The sequence below is a fragment of the Labrenzia sp. PHM005 genome (assembly GCF_006517275.1).
GTDB lineage: Bacteria > Pseudomonadota > Alphaproteobacteria > Rhizobiales > Stappiaceae > Roseibium.
Genome location: NZ_CP041191.1, coordinates 2,399,108 through 2,414,775 on the forward strand (window position 1 = coordinate 2,399,108; position 15,668 = coordinate 2,414,775).

The following is a 15,668-nucleotide window of genomic DNA, read 5'->3' on the forward strand; positions in this document are numbered from 1 at the left end:
CATGATGACCGCGTTTTTCTCCTCCGAGTTTTTCTCAAATTACCGCCGCAACGCATCGGCAATCGCTGGAAGCCTGATCCTTGTCTGCTTCGTTGTCATTGTCCTGTTCGGACCGTTTCTGGTGGCGCAGGATCCTTATGATATCGCAGCTCTGGATCTGATGGACAGTTACAAACCCCCGGCCTGGCTGCCGGGCGGAGATCCCCGTTTCCTGCTCGGCACGGATGGTCAGGGAAGGGACGTTCTGGCGGCGATCTTCTACGGCACACGCATCTCCGTGATGATCGGTGTCACCGCGATGGTGTGTTCCTTGATGCTCGGGACGCTGGTTGGCCTGTTGGCCGGCTATTTCGGTGGACGCGTGGATGCATTCATGATGCGGGTGGCCGACATACAGCTGTCCTTTCCATCCATGCTGATCGCCTTGTTCCTGATGTCCGCATTCGGCACCGGCATCGACAAGGTCCTGATCGCCCTGACGGCGGTTGGCTGGGTTGTCTATGCACGGACGGTCCGTGGGCAAACACTTTCCGAGGTTGGGCGCGAGTACGTGCAAGCTGCCCGGGTGTCCGGACTGCGCGACGGCAAGATCATTGGCCGTCATATTCTCCCAAACGTGACGACGCCTTTGATTGTTGTTGCCACCGTTCAGGTCGGCACATTCATCCTGATTGAAGCGAGCCTGTCGTTTCTGGGGGTCGGCGTACCCATTACACAGCCGTCCCTCGGTCTCCTGATCAAAAATGGTTTCGATGTTCTGTTTTCCGGACTCTGGTGGGTATCCGTATTCCCCGGCCTGTTCATCATGGCTCTGGTGTTCGGCATCAACCTGTTCGGCGACTTTCTGCGTGACGAACTCAATCCGAGGCTGAAGTGATGGAACACACGCAAGAACCACTTCTCAAGGTCGCGGATCTGCGGACGCACTTCCACACCTTTGCCGGAACGGTAAAGGCCGTTGATGGCGTTTCGTTCCAGATCGGCAAGGGCGAAATCATGGGTCTCGTCGGCGAATCTGGTGGCGGCAAATCCGTGGTCGGGTTTTCCATTCTTGGTCTGATTGATCCGCCTGGCCGGATCGAAAGCGGGCAGATCGCGTTTGACGGCGAAAATCTGGCGGGCGCTTCTGAAGACCGGCTGCGTCAGATCCGGGGCAAGGAGATCGCCATGATCTTCCAGGATCCGATGACGTCGCTCAATCCGCTGCACACCATCGGCCGGCAGATGGATGAAATGCTGCGCCTTCATACGAACCTGGACAAAGCCGCGCGCCGCAAGCGCTGCATTCAGATGCTCGAAGATGTGGGGATCAGTCAGGCCGCCGACCGCCTGTCGTCCTACCCGCATCAGTTTTCAGGGGGCATGCGCCAGCGGGTGGTGATCGCGATTGCCATGCTCGCCGAACCGCGTCTGATCGTTGCCGACGAGCCGACGACTGCGCTGGATGTCACCATACAGGCCCAAATCCTTAAGCTGATCAAGCGACAGGTGCGCGAGCATGGGGCGTCGATGATCCTGGTGACCCACGATCTGGCCGTTGTTGCCGAAATGGCGGACCACATCACGGTGCTCTATTGCGGCAAGGTCGTTGAACGCGGCCCGACCCGCGCGGTGATCGATACGCCGCGGCACCCATATACAGCAGGCCTGATTGCGTCGATTCCGGATCCAACGGATCGCAAGCACCGGCTGGATCAGATCCCGGGAGCAGTTCCCGACATTCGCAAACTGCCGAGAGGCTGCAATTTTCAGGACCGGTGCCCTCGGGCAAAGGCGCGCTGCGCAGAGATGGAGCCGGTTTTGGTAGAGCAGGACAAGGACCGGTTAACCGCCTGTCATTTTCCAGTCGAAGGGGAACCGGCATGACGGCGATGTTAGAGGTCAAAGGCCTTGAGCAGCGGTTCGACATTGGCGGCGGGCTTCTGGACCGGCTGAAATTTGAGAAAGGCCGGTTGCGCGCACCCAAGCGGGTGGTTCATGCGGTCAATGGCGTGTCTTTTGAAGTGAAGGAAGGCGAGGTGCTTGCTCTTGTCGGGGAGTCCGGTTGTGGCAAGTCGACGGTCGCCAAGACCATCGCCCGCATTCACACACCGACAGCCGGAACTGTCAGCATTGAAGGCAAAGACATCCAGGACCTGTCACCAAAGGAGCTGTTGCCGGTTCGCTCGAAAATGCAGATGATCTTTCAGGATCCCTATGCGTCCTTGAACCCGCGACAGAAGGTGCGTGACATCGTGGCAGAACCGCTGGCCGAACAAACCGGCAGCTGGGCCCAAGCGCATGCACGAACGGAAGAGCTGTTGGCGCGTGTGGGGCTCAACGCCGAGCACGCGGGACGCTATCCCCACCAATTCTCCGGCGGTCAGCGCCAACGGATTGGCATTGCCCGGGCTCTGTCGGTTAATCCGAAGTTGATTATTGCGGATGAACCCGTTTCTGCGCTTGATGTGTCCATCCAGGCGCAGATCCTCAACTTGATGATGGATCTCCGGGATGAATTTGGCCTGGCCTATCTGTTTATTAGTCACGACCTGAGTGTCGTCCATCATATCGCCGACCGGGTCGCGGTGATGTATCTGGGGTTTATTGTTGAAACAGCCCCTCGCGACCGGATTTTTTCAGCCCCCCGTCATCCCTACACACGTGCGCTCCTGTCAGCGGCACCGTCTCTGGATCCCGCCAAAAAGTCGACCCAGCTGGATTTGAAGGGGGAGGTGCCGTCGGCGCTGTCTTTGCCGTCCGGCTGCTGTTTTCGTACCCGCTGTCCGTTTGCCTGGGAGCGGTGTGCTGCCGAACGCCCGGTGTTGAAAGAAAATGGTGCCGGGCAGCAGATCGCCTGTCATCTGATTGATGAGCCGGCGCGGGACGTGGCATGAGCGTGACAATTCTCCAGGCCCGGACACCCTTGGGTGACCCGCACGACTGTACGGATGCGGCAGATGAACTCAGCGTGCTTGGCGCAATTTACGACACCTTGGTGCGGCGTGAGGGAGCAAAGTTTGTTCCTGGTCTTGCAGAGTGCTGGCAAGTGTCCGGCGGCGGGCGCATCTGGCGGTTTTTCCTTCGCAGCGGTGTGACTTTCCACGATGGAACGGAATGCGATGCCGCCGCCGTTCAGGCCTCGCTTGAACGGATGGCGCGGGAGGATAAGGGCTACACGCTCGGCTCGCCAGCCGTTTGGCGCCAGTATCTTGAAGGGGCGGTGTATGCGGCGTCTGGTCTTGCATTGACCGTCACACTTGCTGAACCCATGGCCGACTTTTGTGATGTCTTGATTCAAGCGTTTATTGTTGCCCCAAGTGCATTTGAGGCATTGGATGCTGGGGACCAAAGCGCCCATTGCGGCTCGGGACCTTTCCGGCTTGCGGGGCGCTCGGAAGACACGCTGGTGCTGGAGGCATCTGGCGTGCGTCACTGGCCCAAGCCGAAAAACACATCCCTTCGCATCGCCCGCGAGCCCGACGCTGACAAGCGTTTGGCGGCTGTTGCGGCGGGCGAGGCACTGATGGCCGCAGCCATCCCCCCTCATGCAGAAAGGCACGGTGTTGCGCTTCACACCTACCGGGCACCGGTCGCGATCATCTATCTCTTGAATGCTGAAGATGGACCCTTGCGCGATCCGAGAGTGCGTAAGGCACTGAGCCTTGCGGTGGACCGGGACGCTGTCGTTCAGGGCGTTCTTGGAGGCGCGGGCGAACCGCTCCATGGGTTTGTCAGTCCCGCGCACTTTGGAGCGGATGCTGCACAACGTGTGCCGCACGATCCGGACACTGCCCGGCAATTGCTCTGCGATGCCGGATACAAAGATGGACTGGAGCTTGCCGTTGATTGTCCGACACGCCTGCCGGATGAGGCGCAAATCCTGACAGACGTGTTGGCCGAACAGCTCGCCAATGTCGGGATCCGGTTGTCCGTTCATATCCACGAAGATCGTGAAGCTTATGCCCACATGGTCCGGCGCAAGGAAATCCGGGATCTATGCGTGTTTGATTCCAGTCCGATGTCCACATTCCGGGTGCTCTATGAGAAGATCGATAGCCGGATTGCCGGGGCCTGGTGGCAGGGATACCGCAACACTGCTGTTGAAGCTTTGATCGACCGGGGACGAGAAACCGAAAATTCTGCGGAACGCGAGGCGATTTTCCGGGAGGCGTATCGTCTTCTTCAACAAGACCCGGCGTGGCTGACACTCTACAATCCACTGCGTGCCGTTGCATTTTTCAGAGATATCAAAGGGTTTTCCATGCCGGTTGATGGTGTACCTGACTTGCGCGCACTTCCCGATTTGACAGGAGCCGCGCATGGCTGACCTCTTAATCCTTGGTGGCACCGTAATCCCAGTCGACCCAGAGCGCCGGATCATTGATAACGGCGCCATTGCCATTGAGGACGGCAAGATCCTCAAAGTCGGTACGCATGATGAGGTTACCGCAGAACACGATGCACCCCGCCGGATCGACGCAACAGGAAAGGTGATCATTCCCGGCTTGATTGACGTCCATGCACACGCTGGACATGCGCTTATCAAGACCATGTCCATGCATGACGGCGATGCCTGGGAAGCGCTCTGCGGTGAGGTTTATACGACCGGATCAACACCGGACTACTGGAATGCCGAAGCGCGCCTTGCCGCACTGGAACGCATCCGTTTTGGGGTAACCTGCGGTGTGTCGCTTCTCGGAGGCGGCGATACGATCATGCGGACCGACACGCCGGAGTATGGTGATGCCCATATGGAAGGCGTGCGCGCGCTTGGCGGGCGCACGGTCATGGCTGTCGGCCCAACCCGTGCGCCGCACCCGCTGGTGTATTCCGATGGCGGTAAAGATCCGCATCCGGTGGATTTTGATACGCAGCTTGGAACCAGCCTCGACCTGCTGTCCCGATGGCACGGCGCAGACGCCGGGCGTCTCAATGTCGCGCTGCTTTATCCGGTACTGCGGGACGAACACGAAAACGCAATGCCAGTTGATGTTTATGTAACAGCCTGCAAACAATCGCAGCGCGTGGCACAGGCTGCACGGGAAGTCGATGTCGTATTTACTCAGGACGGGCATCAGGGCGGGTCTATCCGAAGGGCTCAGAAACTCGGGCTTTTGGGTGAGAATGCGCTGCTGTCCCATGCAATCAACCTCCATGACGACGAGGTTTTTCTATGTGCGGATACCGGAACAAAAATCGCCCATAATCCATCGGCCGTTGCTTCCATCATGGGCCGATGTCCGGCAATCGAATTGATGGATCAAGGTGTGACCGTCGCGCTGGGCTCTGACGCAACCGCACCAGACCGGTCCTCGGACATGTTCCGTCACATGCAGCAGGCGATGCACTATCATCGTAGGCATTTCCGCGACCCAAGTGTGCTTCCACCGGGCCGGGCGCTAGAAATGGCGACGATAGAAGGCGCACGGGCTCTTGGCTTGGAAGACCGGATCGGATCGCTTGAACCGGGCAAGGATGCCGATATCGTGCTGGTGGATATGCGCCGTCCGCACCTTTACCCGCCGAACATGCCGGCACATCGGCTGGTCTGTTTTGCAAACGGGAACGATGTCGACACAGTGTTGGTGCAGGGCGAAGTTGTTCTTGAGGGTGGAAAGGCCACCAAGGCTTGCGAGGAGGCGATCTTGCGGGATGCTGCCCTTGAGGCTGAGCGTATGATCGAACGGACAAACAGCACATCCGCGCTGACTGTCCCGAAGGGCTTTTGGTCCTCACAACGCTACGGAGCAAGCTCATGAGCGTGACGGTTATCCGCAAGGCCTCTTGGGTGGTTCGGTGGGAAGGCGGCAAGCATGTCTACGGGCGGGAACTGGACGTCGCCTTTGACAACAGCGGGATCCTGCATTTGGGGGCTGCGTGGCAAGGCATTGCGGACCTTGAAGTGGACGGGCGCAACCGGCTGATCATGCCGGGATTGGTCAATATTCATTGCCATTCCGGAGATGAACCACTTGCCAAGGGGCTCTTCGATGACACCGGAACCCCGCAGCTTTGGGGCAATGCCCTTTATGAGTTCTCGACCCTAATCGACTCGGATGCCGATGCGAAGGCCGCGTGTCAGATCTTGATGTTGTCGGAACTTCTCGCCTCGGGCGTGACCTCCTGCCTCGACATAGCAGGTGATCATCCCCGTTGGATTGGCATTGCCGCGGAAAGCGGCCTCAGGGTTTGGTTTGCTCCAGGTTTCCGCCAGGCCCGCTGGCGGCTGACGGAAGCAAAGGCGCTGGACTATGATTGGGATGAAGCCGCAGGAGAAACAGCGCGCGATGAAGCCCTGTCGGTTCTTGACCGGGTGGCGGTTGACGGCAGTTGCCGGTTGACCGGCGTGGTGGCACCGTCCCAGATCGATACGTGCCATCCGGATTTTCTGGTCCGGGCTCTGGATGAAGCCAGATCCCGCAAATTGCGGCTGACGGTTCACGCTGCCCAAACGATGGCGGAGGTCACGGAACTCTATCGCCGCCATGGCAAGGGACCCGTTCCCTTGCTGCAGGAAATTGGTGTTCTCGGCCCGGATGTGATCCTGGGGCATGGCATCTGTCTGGATCATCATCCCCTGACCCGTGCGCGAACGGCAAAGGACCTTGAAACGCTGGCCGCAACAGGGACAAATATTGCTCATTGCCCTGTGACTTTCGCACGCTCCGGACAGGGTATGGAAAGTCTCGGCCAGTACTTGAGAGCAGGGGTCAATGTGGGGATCGGAACCGACACCATTCCGTTCAACATGCTCGAGGAAATGCGCGAGGCCATAATTCAGTCGCGGTGCCGGTCCGGCGATTTCGCGGACATCAATACGGCCGAAGTGTTCCATGCAGCAACTGTTCGCGGTGCACAGGCGCTTGGTCGCAGTGATCTTGGTCGGTTGTTCCCCGGAGCCGCGGCTGATGTTGTTTCCGTCGACCTGACGGCCCCATCCATGCGGCCGGTGCACGATCCCTTGCGCAGCCTGATTTATGCAGGGGCTGAACGGGCAGTTCGGGATGTCTGGGTTGCCGGCCGGCATGTGCTGGACAATGGTAAGCCCGTAGGGCTCGATACTGCCGGGGCATTGGCCGAGATTGATGCAGCGAAGGCGCGGGCGATCAGGGTCGCGGAGAATACAAAAGGGTGCAGTTTTAATGCAATCGCGCCCCGGTGCCTGGAGATGCCTGCATGACCATCTATGTGATCAATCCCAACAGTTCAGAACATGTCACAGACGGGATTGATGATGCCATTGCTCCAATGCGTCAGATATCACCGGTTCCGATTTCCTGCCTCACCCTCAAGGAGGGTCCTCCGGGGATTGAAACGCAGGCGCATGTCGATGGCGTTGTTGGTCCTCTCCTGAAGCTTGCCGGCAGCTTGCAAAGAGATGCATCTGCTTTTGTGGTTGCCTGTTTTTCAGACCCCGGTCTGGCGGCGCTTCGGGAGGCACAGACCGTACCGGTTCTCGGCATTGCGGAAAGCGCCTATCTCCAGGCCATGCTGCTGGGTCAACGTTTTGGGATCTTGTCTCTGGGCCGCGCTTCCATTCAGCGGCATATACGGTATCTCGGGGCTCTTGGCGTTCGGGACCGGCTGGCCGCAGATCTGCCGCTCGGGCTTGGTGTTCTGGATCTCGCGGATGCGGACAGAACCGTTGCCCGATTGGCAGAGGTTGGCGGAACGCTGAGAGATCAATTTGGCGCCGATGTCCTCATCACGGGATGTGCGGGGATGGCGCAATATCGAACACTGCTTGAAGAAAAGACAGGTTTGCCGGTTGTCGATCCGTGTCAGGCAGCAACAGCTGCCGCGATCGGTCAACTGGCGCTGAGAACCTGCGCATAACAAAGGGAGAATCGGGTATGACCCGACTGACGGAAGAGGCGCAGGGCGTCTACGTGATCGCTGTGACGCCGTTCAACGATAATGGCGCTCTCGATATGGAGAGTGTCGACCGGATGGTGGATTTCTATCTGGAGGCCGGTGCGACCGGTTTGACGGCGCTGGGTATGATGGGAGAGGCACCCAAGCTGACAACAGCAGAGTCCCTTGAGGTTGTTGAAAGGATCCTTGCTCGATTGAACGGGCGTATCCCATTGGTCGTGGGCGTTTCGGCACCGGGGTTCGCTCAGATGGCGGAACTCAGCAAAGCGTCGATGGATGCTGGCGCAGGAGGTGTGATGATTGCACCGCCCGGCAACCTCAAGACCGATGCCCAGATCGTCACATATTACACTCAGGCAGCGGAATTCATTGGCGATGTGCCGTTTGTCTTGCAGGATTTCCCGTTGGCAACGGGGGTGCATATTCCGGTAAGCGCTATTGCCAGGATCGTTGAAGACGTCCCGACCTGTGTATGCCTCAAACATGAGGACTGGCCGGGCCTTGAAAAGATCTCTGCACTGCGGGCAGAGGGGGCGCTTGCCCGCAGAATCTCGATCCTGTGCGGCAATGGCGGTTTGTTCCTGCCGGAGGAAATGGATCGCGGCGCTGACGGTGCGATGACCGGTTTTTGTTACCCGGAAATGATGCGGGATGTTGTGCGTTATTCGAACGCTGGTGACGCTGCGCGGGCGCGCGATCTTTTCAACGCTTATTTGCCGCTGGCCCGCTACGAGCAGCAGCCGGGTCTCGGTTTGGCCGTGCGGAAATACGTGCTTGCCAAGCGGGGTGTGATCGGCAGCGCTGCCTTGCGGCGGCCAGGTGCCGGGCTCACCAAAGCGGCGCAGGCCGAAGTCGATGCGCTCTTGGCGCGTCAAGAAGAAAGACTGAAGGAATTGAACTGATGGATCTTGGGATCAAAGGAAAACGGGCGCTTGTTCTTGGTGCAAGCCGTGGTTTGGGGGCTGCCATTGCCAAGGGCCTTGCGGCTGAAGGTGTCGATGTAATCGCCGCGGCCCGGAATGCGGATGCGATTACAGAGTGGGCAAAGACGACAGATGGCTCTGTCACGGCTCAAAAGCTGGACGTGTCGAATGCCGCTGAAGTCGATGCGGTGCTGGACAGCCTGCTGGAAGCTGGAAACATTGATATTCTGGTGAATAACGCTGGTGGCCCACCTCCGGGACGCAGCACGGATCCGGCGCGTGCCGACTGGATGGCACATTTCGAAACCATGGTCGCCAACCTGATCTATATTGCCAACCGGTGTCTGCCGGGAATGGAAGACGCTGGCTGGGGCCGGATCGTATCGATTTCCTCGTCCGGTGTTGAGCAGCCCATCCCGAACCTGGCCCTGTCCAATGGTCTCAGATCGGCGCTTGTGGGCTGGTCCAAGACACTGTCCACCGAAGTCGCGTCGAAGGGGATCACCGTTAATGTCGCGATGCCCGGGCGCATTCATACGGCCCGTGTTGATGAGTTGGATGCAGCGGCGGCCAAACGCCTTGGCAAGAGCGTCGAGGACGTTGCAACACAGTCGGCAGCCACAATCCCGGCAGGGCGTTATGGGCGGCCGGATGAATTTGCCGATGTCGTCACCTTCCTCTGTTCAGAGCGTGCGTCCTATGTGACGGGCAGCAAGATCCGGATCGACGGCGGCAGTATTCGCGGGATCTAAGTTCCATTCCCTCCGATTTGATGCCACCACAACTGATGAAGTTCTGAGCAAAACATGTCATGGACTACAGACGTGTGAGACAGAACTGTCTGGTTGTCGGGCTTGCTTTTGGATGAGGTAACTTGAACGGTTAGCCGATCGATTGCAGCGTCAATGAAAAGGACGTTCCATTGCGGAGTGTCGGGTAAATTGGGTGTTTTATGAGTTTGGAAAGGTCAAAATGCAGGTTCTGCCAGACAGGTTTTTGCAAGATCTTCATACCCTGCGCTCTTTCGGCGCGAGTGGCGTAGGCAAGGGCGTGGTACGTCCGGCGTTTTCTGAACCGGACGTGGCTGCCCGCACTTGGCTGATCAAACAGTTGGAGGCGGCAGGTCTCGCCTCCCATATCGATCCTGCGGGCAACGTTTTTGGTCTGACAGATGGTCCGTCCATTCTCTTGGGGTCTCACAGCGATACCCAGCCCGAAGGCGGGTGGCTGGACGGGGCCTTGGGTGTCATCGCCGCGTTGGAGGTCGCGCGCGCTGCGAAAGAGGCGGGCGGTCCGCCCGTGTCCGTTGTGAACTTTCAGGACGAAGAGGGTCGCTTTGGGGCTCTCACCGGGTCTAGCATTTATTCAGGCAAGACCGCACTGGCCGAGGCTGACACATTCATAGACGTGAATGGTGTTTCTTTCCGCAATGCGCGGTCATTGATGGCGGATCTTGAAGACGGGTTCGTGTCCCACACCCGGTTCTCGGGTTTCATTGAATTGCATATCGAACAGGGCAGCACGCTGGACGAGGCGGGAGAGGCGATTGGAGTTGTCACGGATATCGTCGGGTCCCGGCAGCTGCAGGTGACCCTGATCGGTCAGCAAAACCATGCCGGCACCACGCTGATGCATCAGCGAAAGGATGCATTTCAAGCGCTGTCGGAGTTCAACGTGGCACTCAATGACCGCCTCCGAAACATCGTGACACCTCGCACCGTTTGGACGATTGGCCGGATAAACTTGCGGCCCAATGCGCCCTCCATCGTGCCCGGTGAAGTGGTGTTCGACGTGCAGTGGCGCGATGTTGATGAGGATCGGCTCGCCCGGATGGAAACGCTCATTCGTGATCTGGTAGCCGAGATTGCCGTTGGTCATGGGATGACGGCTGAGATCGTGCCGATCAAGGCGCTGCTGCCGGTGCCGATGGATGCCACCTTGCGTGCTGCTTTGTGTGCCGGAGCTGAGACGCTGGCCCCAGGCAAATGGCGCGAAATGCCGTCCGGCGCTTTGCATGATGCTTCAAACATGGCGCGGTTGATGCCGTCAGCGATGTTGTTTGTTCCGTCGATCAACGGGATCAGTCACGATTTTGCCGAGGATACGAACGAGGCTGACTTGATAATGGGCTTGCGCGTGTTGGCAGATGCCGTCAGCCGATTAGACTGAAAAAGTTATGAATTCTGAGCTCCCGCTGCTCAAACGCTTATGCTCTCCGGTAAACTTTACGCCGGACAACACACTGTCTGTGGCCGCTCTAGCCCTTCTAGAACAATGTGTTGCCGCAGAAACAACGGACAAAGCTTCAATAGTCGGCAGAGCAGATCCATAGTGCGGCTATTCGTTACAAACACAGCGAATGTCTTTTACTCGCCCGAGATCGGCCCGCTGGTCGTTCAGCCGGAGAAACCCTCTATTTGTCCGACCGTTTTCGAAGGCCTGCTTTTGGCGGTTCAACTGGTGGTCCGGCAAAACACTGGGCGATTGACATCCATTTTGCGGCGTTATCGCCAATTGTTTTCAAGTTTGTATCAGCGATGTTTCTAGTCTGAGTAACAACCTGGCAAAACTCTTCTGCTTGTCCTGTGATCCTCTCCTCTTCAGATGGATCGCCGAAGGTCCATGGCGCACCGGAAGGTGCGACCAATTCCAGCAAGGGTTTGGGCTGTGGAACTGCCATACCGCGATTTTTGAAGGTCCAATCGTAAGTGTTTACGCCGATGACGACGATGTTCTTGATGCTGTCAGAACTCACGCGGTCGACACCGAGGGCGTCATAGATGGCTTGGGCATGGGCCCACGTTTCCATGTGGCGAGCGGACATGGAAGATCGCGCGCTCATGCTTGGACCGGCCCATTCGACACGCAGAGACGGATCGACATCGGCAAAATGGCGCGCCGTTTCTTGAGAGAACTCTGACCAAAGATCCAAGAGGGAATGACCGGAAGCTCCGTTTAGTTCCTGCGCTTCGAATTCTGTGAAACGCCCCGCCGATACAGCTTTGAGAGCCACATTTATCCAGGACCGAAAGGATTCAGGATCGGCTAGAGAGAGATAGGCGGCGTAGTTCCAGACATGCAGATGCCGGAGAATGTTGTTGAAAGTCCAGTTCTTGAAGCCGGTGGAGGTTTCGAAGGCGCCTTCGCTCAGCGGGCGCAAGAGCGCTTCGAGGGTTTGGCATTCGTCGCTAAAGTCTTGTGCCTGTTGCATCTCGTGTTCCGGAAATTTTTTTCTGGGGGTCAATGTCCTAAATGCCTACGCCAGTTGGCCGCCAGCGCTCGCATATTTATTCAAGACCTGTCTATCAATCGCACCAAGAATCTCTTTTCGCCCTGCACCCGACGTCTCTGTTTGTCAAACGGCTGGCAAGAGCAGATATCAGCGGAGGAACCGGTTACCCCAAATGACCTGGTTGGAGCGAGGCTACTGTTTCCATCAGGGTTGGGACCAGCTTTGTTTCAATCAGTTTTTCATCATGGGTAAAAGACGAGACAGAGCATTGGACTGCCGCCAGTGGTTGACCGTCGCTGGCAAGAATCGGAGCAGCAAAACCTATCTCGTTCATGATCAGTTCGTTGCTTGATCGCGAATAACCTTTTACGGCTGCCGTTTCGATAATCTGCTCAATAACGTTTCGATCCATGGTTGTCTTGGGTGTGAATTGCTTGAGCGGCCATGTTTGGATCGCCTCTTCACGGTAAGGCTTTGGGTAGACCGACAAAATTGCGCGTCCACTTGAGGTGTTCAGGGCAGGCACGCGGCGTCCGATAATTGTGGCGGCAAAATTTGTCCGGCGGCTTGGCAGGCGGACGACATAAATGATGTCTGTGCCGTCCAGAACGGACATATTGACGGTGCCATTGAGGATCTTGGATAGATCAATCAACTTGGGCATAGCCAATTGTGTCAGCCGGTCGGACCATAAATAGGCATTGGCGAGTTCAAGTGTCTTGATCGTTGGCCGATACCGTTTGGTGATCTCGTCCTTTTTCAGATAACCAAGTTTTGTCAATGTGTTGGAGAAACGCTGAACGGCGCTTTTGTCCAGTTCAGTCTTCTGGCTGAGCTCGGCAAGACCCAGTTCCGGATGGTCTTCATCAAAGGCTTCCAGGATCCTGAATCCCTTTTCTAATGAAGCCACGAACAATGTGTCCTGCTTGGATTTCATGCGTCTCTCCCTCAGCGCATGGAAATGCGCATCCTCTGATCAAGGATGACCTTGACAAGATCGTATTTTTATACTAATTATTATTATATAATATGCAAGTGCTTATTATAATAATTTGCACTTTAAATTTGGGAGGAAACATGTCGGTTCAGATCATTAAGCGCGGTGCCGTGCAAGCGGCGCTGCTCTCGTCTCTTTCAATGATGTCTTTTTCCGCGCCTGCTTTGGCCGGTAAGTCGGATGACACGCTTCGTGTGGCGTTCACGAAGGAAGTCGAAAATGTCGACAGTTACTTTAACTCGGCTCGTGAAGGTGTGATCCTTCAGCGAACCGTGTGGGATGGGCTTGTCTATCGGGATCCGGCAACCAATGAGTATGTCGGCAACCTTGCGACTGAATGGAAGTGGGTTGACGATGTCACTTTGGAGTTCAAGCTGCGTGAGGGCGTAAAGTTCCACAATGGTGAGGAATTCGATGCCGACGACGTTGTTTACACAGTCAACTTTGTTGCGGACAAGGACAACGGCGTTAAAACCCAGCGTAATGTCAACTGGATGAAGAGTGCTGAAAAGCTCGACAAGTACACCGTCCAAATCCATCTAAAAGAACCGTTTCCGGCAGCTATTGAGTTTCTCGCCGGTCCGGTGTCCATGTATCCGAATGAGTACTATGCGGAAGTTGGCCCTGCAGGAATGGGCCTGAAGCCGGTGGGGACAGGGCCCTACAAGGTCACTTCTGTTGAGCCGGGCACTCATTACCAGCTCGAGAAATATGACGGCTATCACGACTCCCCAAAAGGGCAGCCAAAGATCGGTAAACTGGATATTCGTACCATTCCGGATGTGAATACGCAGATTGCTGAGCTCTTCAATGGTGAGCTTGATTTCATCTGGCAAGTCCCTGCCGATCAGGCGGGCAAACTGGCAGGAATGGACAAGTTGACGGTCGCCAATGAAAGCACCATGCGGATTGGTTATCTGTCACTGGATGCGGCGGGTCGGACCGGTGCGGACAATCCCTTCACAAAGCTGAAGGTTCGTCAGGCTGTTGCCCATGCTATTGATCGTAAAACGATCGTTCAGGCGCTTTTGCGCGGCAAGTCCAAGGTCGTCAATACAGCCTGTTTTCCATCGCAATTCGGGTGCGAGCAGGAAGTGACATCTTACGAGTATGATCCGGAAAAAGCGAAGGCTCTGCTGGCCGAGGCAGGTTATCCGGATGGCTTCACGACAGACTTTTATGCCTATCGGAACCGCGATTATGCAGAAGCGCTGGCCAACTTCCTGAATGAGGTCGGGATCAAGACCAACTTCCACATGCTGAAATACTCGGCTCTTCGTGAGTTGCGCATGTCTTCTGGGACGCCGATCACATTCCAGACCTGGGGGTCTTACTCGATCAACGACACTTCAGCGATCACCAGCCAGTTCTTCAAGCATGGCTCTCTTGATGATGCGCGTGATGATGAAGTGCGCGACTGGCTGGAAGTAGCGGACACGTCCACCGATCCGGAAGAGCGGAAGGCCTATTACAGCAAAGCTCTGCAGAAAATCGCAGATGAAGCCTATTGGACGCCGCTGTTCTCCTACAACACCAACTACGTGTTCTCTAAGGATGTGGAGTTCCAGCCAACACCGGATGAGATCGTGCGTTTTGCCACGATGAGCTGGAACTAACCCCTCGTTCTGATTGGCCGCCCGTCAGCGGCGGCCAGTCTCTTCACCTTCATCAAATATGGCGTGGGCTGGTTTTCTCAGTCCGCATCCTTCCCGATAGTCTGACCATTCGAAAGGGCAACCGATGCTCGCTTTTATTTTGAAGCGGCTGGGATTGGCTGCGCTCGTGGCGTTGACAGTGTCCGCCATCAGTTTCAGCCTTCTCTACATTGCCGGAGATCCGGCATCTGCGATTGCAGGGGAATCCGCGACAGATGCTGATATCGAAGCCATTCGCGAGTATTACGGTTTTGACCGCCCGTTGATCGTTCAATATCTGGAGTGGCTGACGAATGCGCTTCAGGGCAACTTCGGCGAAAGCTACTATTTCGAATTGCCGGTTTCCCAACTGATTGCCGACAGGCTGTCCATCACCATGATGCTTGGTGTATGCGGGATCAGTTTTGCGTTGCTGTTCGCCGTTCCGCTTGGAGTTGTCGCGGCTCTTCGGCCAAACTCGTTTATCGACCGGTTTTCACTGTTTTTATCGGTGATGGGGCAGGCAATGCCGAGTTTCTGGTTCGGCCTTATCCTAATCGTGATCTTCTCGATCAATCTGGGCTGGCTGCCCGCATCTGGCGCTTCCTCGTGGCGGCATTTCATCTTGCCGACCATCGTGCTCGGCTACTATGCAATGCCAGCGATCATGCGCCTTACGCGCACGGGTATGCTGGAAGTATTGTCGGCTGATTATGTCCGGACAGCGCGGGCCAAAGGCTTGAGCCAGCGAAAAATTCTATTCAAGCATGCTCTGCGGAATGCGATTATCCCGGTCGTGTCTCTGGCGGCGGTTCAGATGGGCTTCATGCTTGGCGGATCCATCGTGGTGGAATCCATTTTTGCCCTTCATGGCGCCGGGTATCTCGCGTGGGAATCCATTTCACGGAATGATCTGCCCACGATACAGGCGCTGATCCTGATTTTCTCCATGTTCTACATCGTCTTCACGTTGCTTGCTGACATCGTGAATGCCTGGCTAGACCCGCGCATGAGGGTTCACTGAT

The 15,668-nt window shown here is 56.7% G+C and carries 14 protein-coding genes; 12 read left to right on the forward strand and 2 right to left on the reverse strand.

Translation table 11 applies throughout. From position 1 onward, the window contains the following. Nucleotide 1: 1 nt before the first annotated feature. The 10 genes from FJ695_RS10825 to FJ695_RS10870 all read left to right on the forward strand — a co-directional run bounded on the left by FJ695_RS10825 (nt 2) and on the right by FJ695_RS10870 (nt 10,949). Nucleotides 2–877 carry an ABC transporter permease gene (locus FJ695_RS10825; RefSeq protein ID WP_247653822.1) on the forward strand — a complete coding sequence of 292 codons (876 nt, stop codon included), beginning with the start codon at nt 2–4 and terminating at the stop codon, nt 875–877. After that, complete coding sequence (locus FJ695_RS10830) at nt 877–1,866, forward strand: ABC transporter ATP-binding protein (protein WP_141185462.1); 990 nt, start codon at nt 877–879, stop codon at nt 1,864–1,866. The genes FJ695_RS10825 and FJ695_RS10830 overlap by 1 nt, the downstream gene beginning before the upstream one ends. Continuing rightward, on the forward strand, nt 1,863–2,876 hold the full coding sequence (locus FJ695_RS10835) for an ABC transporter ATP-binding protein (RefSeq protein ID WP_141185463.1): 1,014 nt from the start codon (nt 1,863–1,865) through the stop codon (nt 2,874–2,876). The genes FJ695_RS10830 and FJ695_RS10835 overlap by 4 nt, the downstream gene beginning before the upstream one ends. Further along, nucleotides 2,873–4,309 (forward strand): ABC transporter substrate-binding protein, encoded by a 1,437-nt coding sequence (locus tag FJ695_RS10840; RefSeq protein WP_141185464.1) that lies wholly within the window; start codon nt 2,873–2,875, stop codon nt 4,307–4,309. Before FJ695_RS10835 ends, FJ695_RS10840 begins: the two co-directional genes overlap by 4 nt. Beyond that, a complete protein-coding gene (locus FJ695_RS10845) occupies nt 4,302–5,741 on the forward strand; it encodes an amidohydrolase family protein (protein ID WP_141185465.1) in 1,440 nt (479 codons plus the stop codon). Before FJ695_RS10840 ends, FJ695_RS10845 begins: the two co-directional genes overlap by 8 nt. Next, on the forward strand, nt 5,738–7,162 hold the full coding sequence (locus FJ695_RS10850) for an amidohydrolase family protein (protein ID WP_141185466.1): 1,425 nt from the start codon (nt 5,738–5,740) through the stop codon (nt 7,160–7,162). Before FJ695_RS10845 ends, FJ695_RS10850 begins: the two co-directional genes overlap by 4 nt. Next, nucleotides 7,159–7,818, forward strand: coding sequence for an aspartate/glutamate racemase family protein (locus FJ695_RS10855; RefSeq protein ID WP_141185467.1), 660 nt, complete (start codon nt 7,159–7,161; stop codon nt 7,816–7,818). Before FJ695_RS10850 ends, FJ695_RS10855 begins: the two co-directional genes overlap by 4 nt. A 17-nt stretch (nt 7,819–7,835) precedes the next feature. Further along, nucleotides 7,836–8,759 carry a dihydrodipicolinate synthase family protein gene (locus FJ695_RS10860; protein WP_141185468.1) on the forward strand — a complete coding sequence of 308 codons (924 nt, stop codon included), beginning with the start codon at nt 7,836–7,838 and terminating at the stop codon, nt 8,757–8,759. Further along, entirely contained in the window at nt 8,759–9,532 is a 774-nt protein-coding gene (locus FJ695_RS10865; RefSeq protein ID WP_141185469.1) for an SDR family oxidoreductase, read from the forward strand. The genes FJ695_RS10860 and FJ695_RS10865 overlap by 1 nt, the downstream gene beginning before the upstream one ends. Before the next feature lie 220 nt (nt 9,533–9,752). Continuing rightward, entirely contained in the window at nt 9,753–10,949 is a 1,197-nt protein-coding gene (locus tag FJ695_RS10870) for a hydantoinase/carbamoylase family amidase (RefSeq protein ID WP_141185470.1), read from the forward strand. A gap of 244 nt (nt 10,950–11,193) precedes the next feature. Here FJ695_RS10870 and FJ695_RS10875 read toward each other — a convergent pair whose 3' ends face one another. Next, complete coding sequence (locus FJ695_RS10875) at nt 11,194–11,991, reverse strand: TIGR03084 family metal-binding protein (protein WP_141185471.1); 798 nt, start codon at nt 11,989–11,991, stop codon at nt 11,194–11,196. A 184-nt stretch (nt 11,992–12,175) separates the two neighbouring features. After that, nucleotides 12,176–12,949: an IclR family transcriptional regulator gene (locus FJ695_RS10880; protein WP_141185472.1), complete on the reverse strand. Its 774-nt coding sequence runs from the start codon at nt 12,947–12,949 to the stop codon at nt 12,176–12,178. A gap of 140 nt (nt 12,950–13,089) precedes the next feature. Here FJ695_RS10880 and FJ695_RS10885 point away from each other — a divergent pair, with 140 nt between their 5' ends. Both FJ695_RS10885 and FJ695_RS10890 read left to right on the forward strand, forming a co-directional pair. Beyond that, entirely contained in the window at nt 13,090–14,625 is a 1,536-nt protein-coding gene (locus tag FJ695_RS10885; RefSeq protein WP_371708984.1) for an ABC transporter substrate-binding protein, read from the forward strand. A 124-nt stretch (nt 14,626–14,749) separates the two neighbouring features. Continuing rightward, nucleotides 14,750–15,667: an ABC transporter permease gene (locus FJ695_RS10890; RefSeq protein WP_141185473.1), complete on the forward strand. Its 918-nt coding sequence runs from the start codon at nt 14,750–14,752 to the stop codon at nt 15,665–15,667. Nucleotide 15,668: the final 1 nt, after the last annotated feature.

Bases quoted from the DNA above. Each gene is read 5' to 3' on its own strand.
- FJ695_RS10825 (WP_247653822.1), top strand. From the start codon at position 2: ATGATGACCGCGTTTTTCTCCTCCGAGTTTTTCTCAAATTACCGCCGC.
- FJ695_RS10830 (WP_141185462.1), top strand. From the start codon at position 877: ATGGAACACACGCAAGAACCACTTCTCAAGGTCGCGGATCTGCGGACG.
- FJ695_RS10835 (WP_141185463.1), top strand. From the start codon at position 1,863: ATGACGGCGATGTTAGAGGTCAAAGGCCTTGAGCAGCGGTTCGACATT.
- FJ695_RS10840 (WP_141185464.1), top strand. From the start codon at position 2,873: ATGAGCGTGACAATTCTCCAGGCCCGGACACCCTTGGGTGACCCGCAC.
- FJ695_RS10845 (WP_141185465.1), top strand. From the start codon at position 4,302: ATGGCTGACCTCTTAATCCTTGGTGGCACCGTAATCCCAGTCGACCCA.
- FJ695_RS10850 (WP_141185466.1), top strand. From the start codon at position 5,738: ATGAGCGTGACGGTTATCCGCAAGGCCTCTTGGGTGGTTCGGTGGGAA.
- FJ695_RS10855 (WP_141185467.1), top strand. From the start codon at position 7,159: ATGACCATCTATGTGATCAATCCCAACAGTTCAGAACATGTCACAGAC.
- FJ695_RS10860 (WP_141185468.1), top strand. From the start codon at position 7,836: ATGACCCGACTGACGGAAGAGGCGCAGGGCGTCTACGTGATCGCTGTG.
- FJ695_RS10865 (WP_141185469.1), top strand. From the start codon at position 8,759: ATGGATCTTGGGATCAAAGGAAAACGGGCGCTTGTTCTTGGTGCAAGC.
- FJ695_RS10870 (WP_141185470.1), top strand. From the start codon at position 9,753: ATGCAGGTTCTGCCAGACAGGTTTTTGCAAGATCTTCATACCCTGCGC.
- FJ695_RS10875 (WP_141185471.1), bottom strand. From the start codon at position 11,991: ATGCAACAGGCACAAGACTTTAGCGACGAATGCCAAACCCTCGAAGCG.
- FJ695_RS10880 (WP_141185472.1), bottom strand. From the start codon at position 12,949: ATGAAATCCAAGCAGGACACATTGTTCGTGGCTTCATTAGAAAAGGGA.
- FJ695_RS10885 (WP_371708984.1), top strand. From the start codon at position 13,090: ATGTCGGTTCAGATCATTAAGCGCGGTGCCGTGCAAGCGGCGCTGCTC.
- FJ695_RS10890 (WP_141185473.1), top strand. From the start codon at position 14,750: ATGCTCGCTTTTATTTTGAAGCGGCTGGGATTGGCTGCGCTCGTGGCG.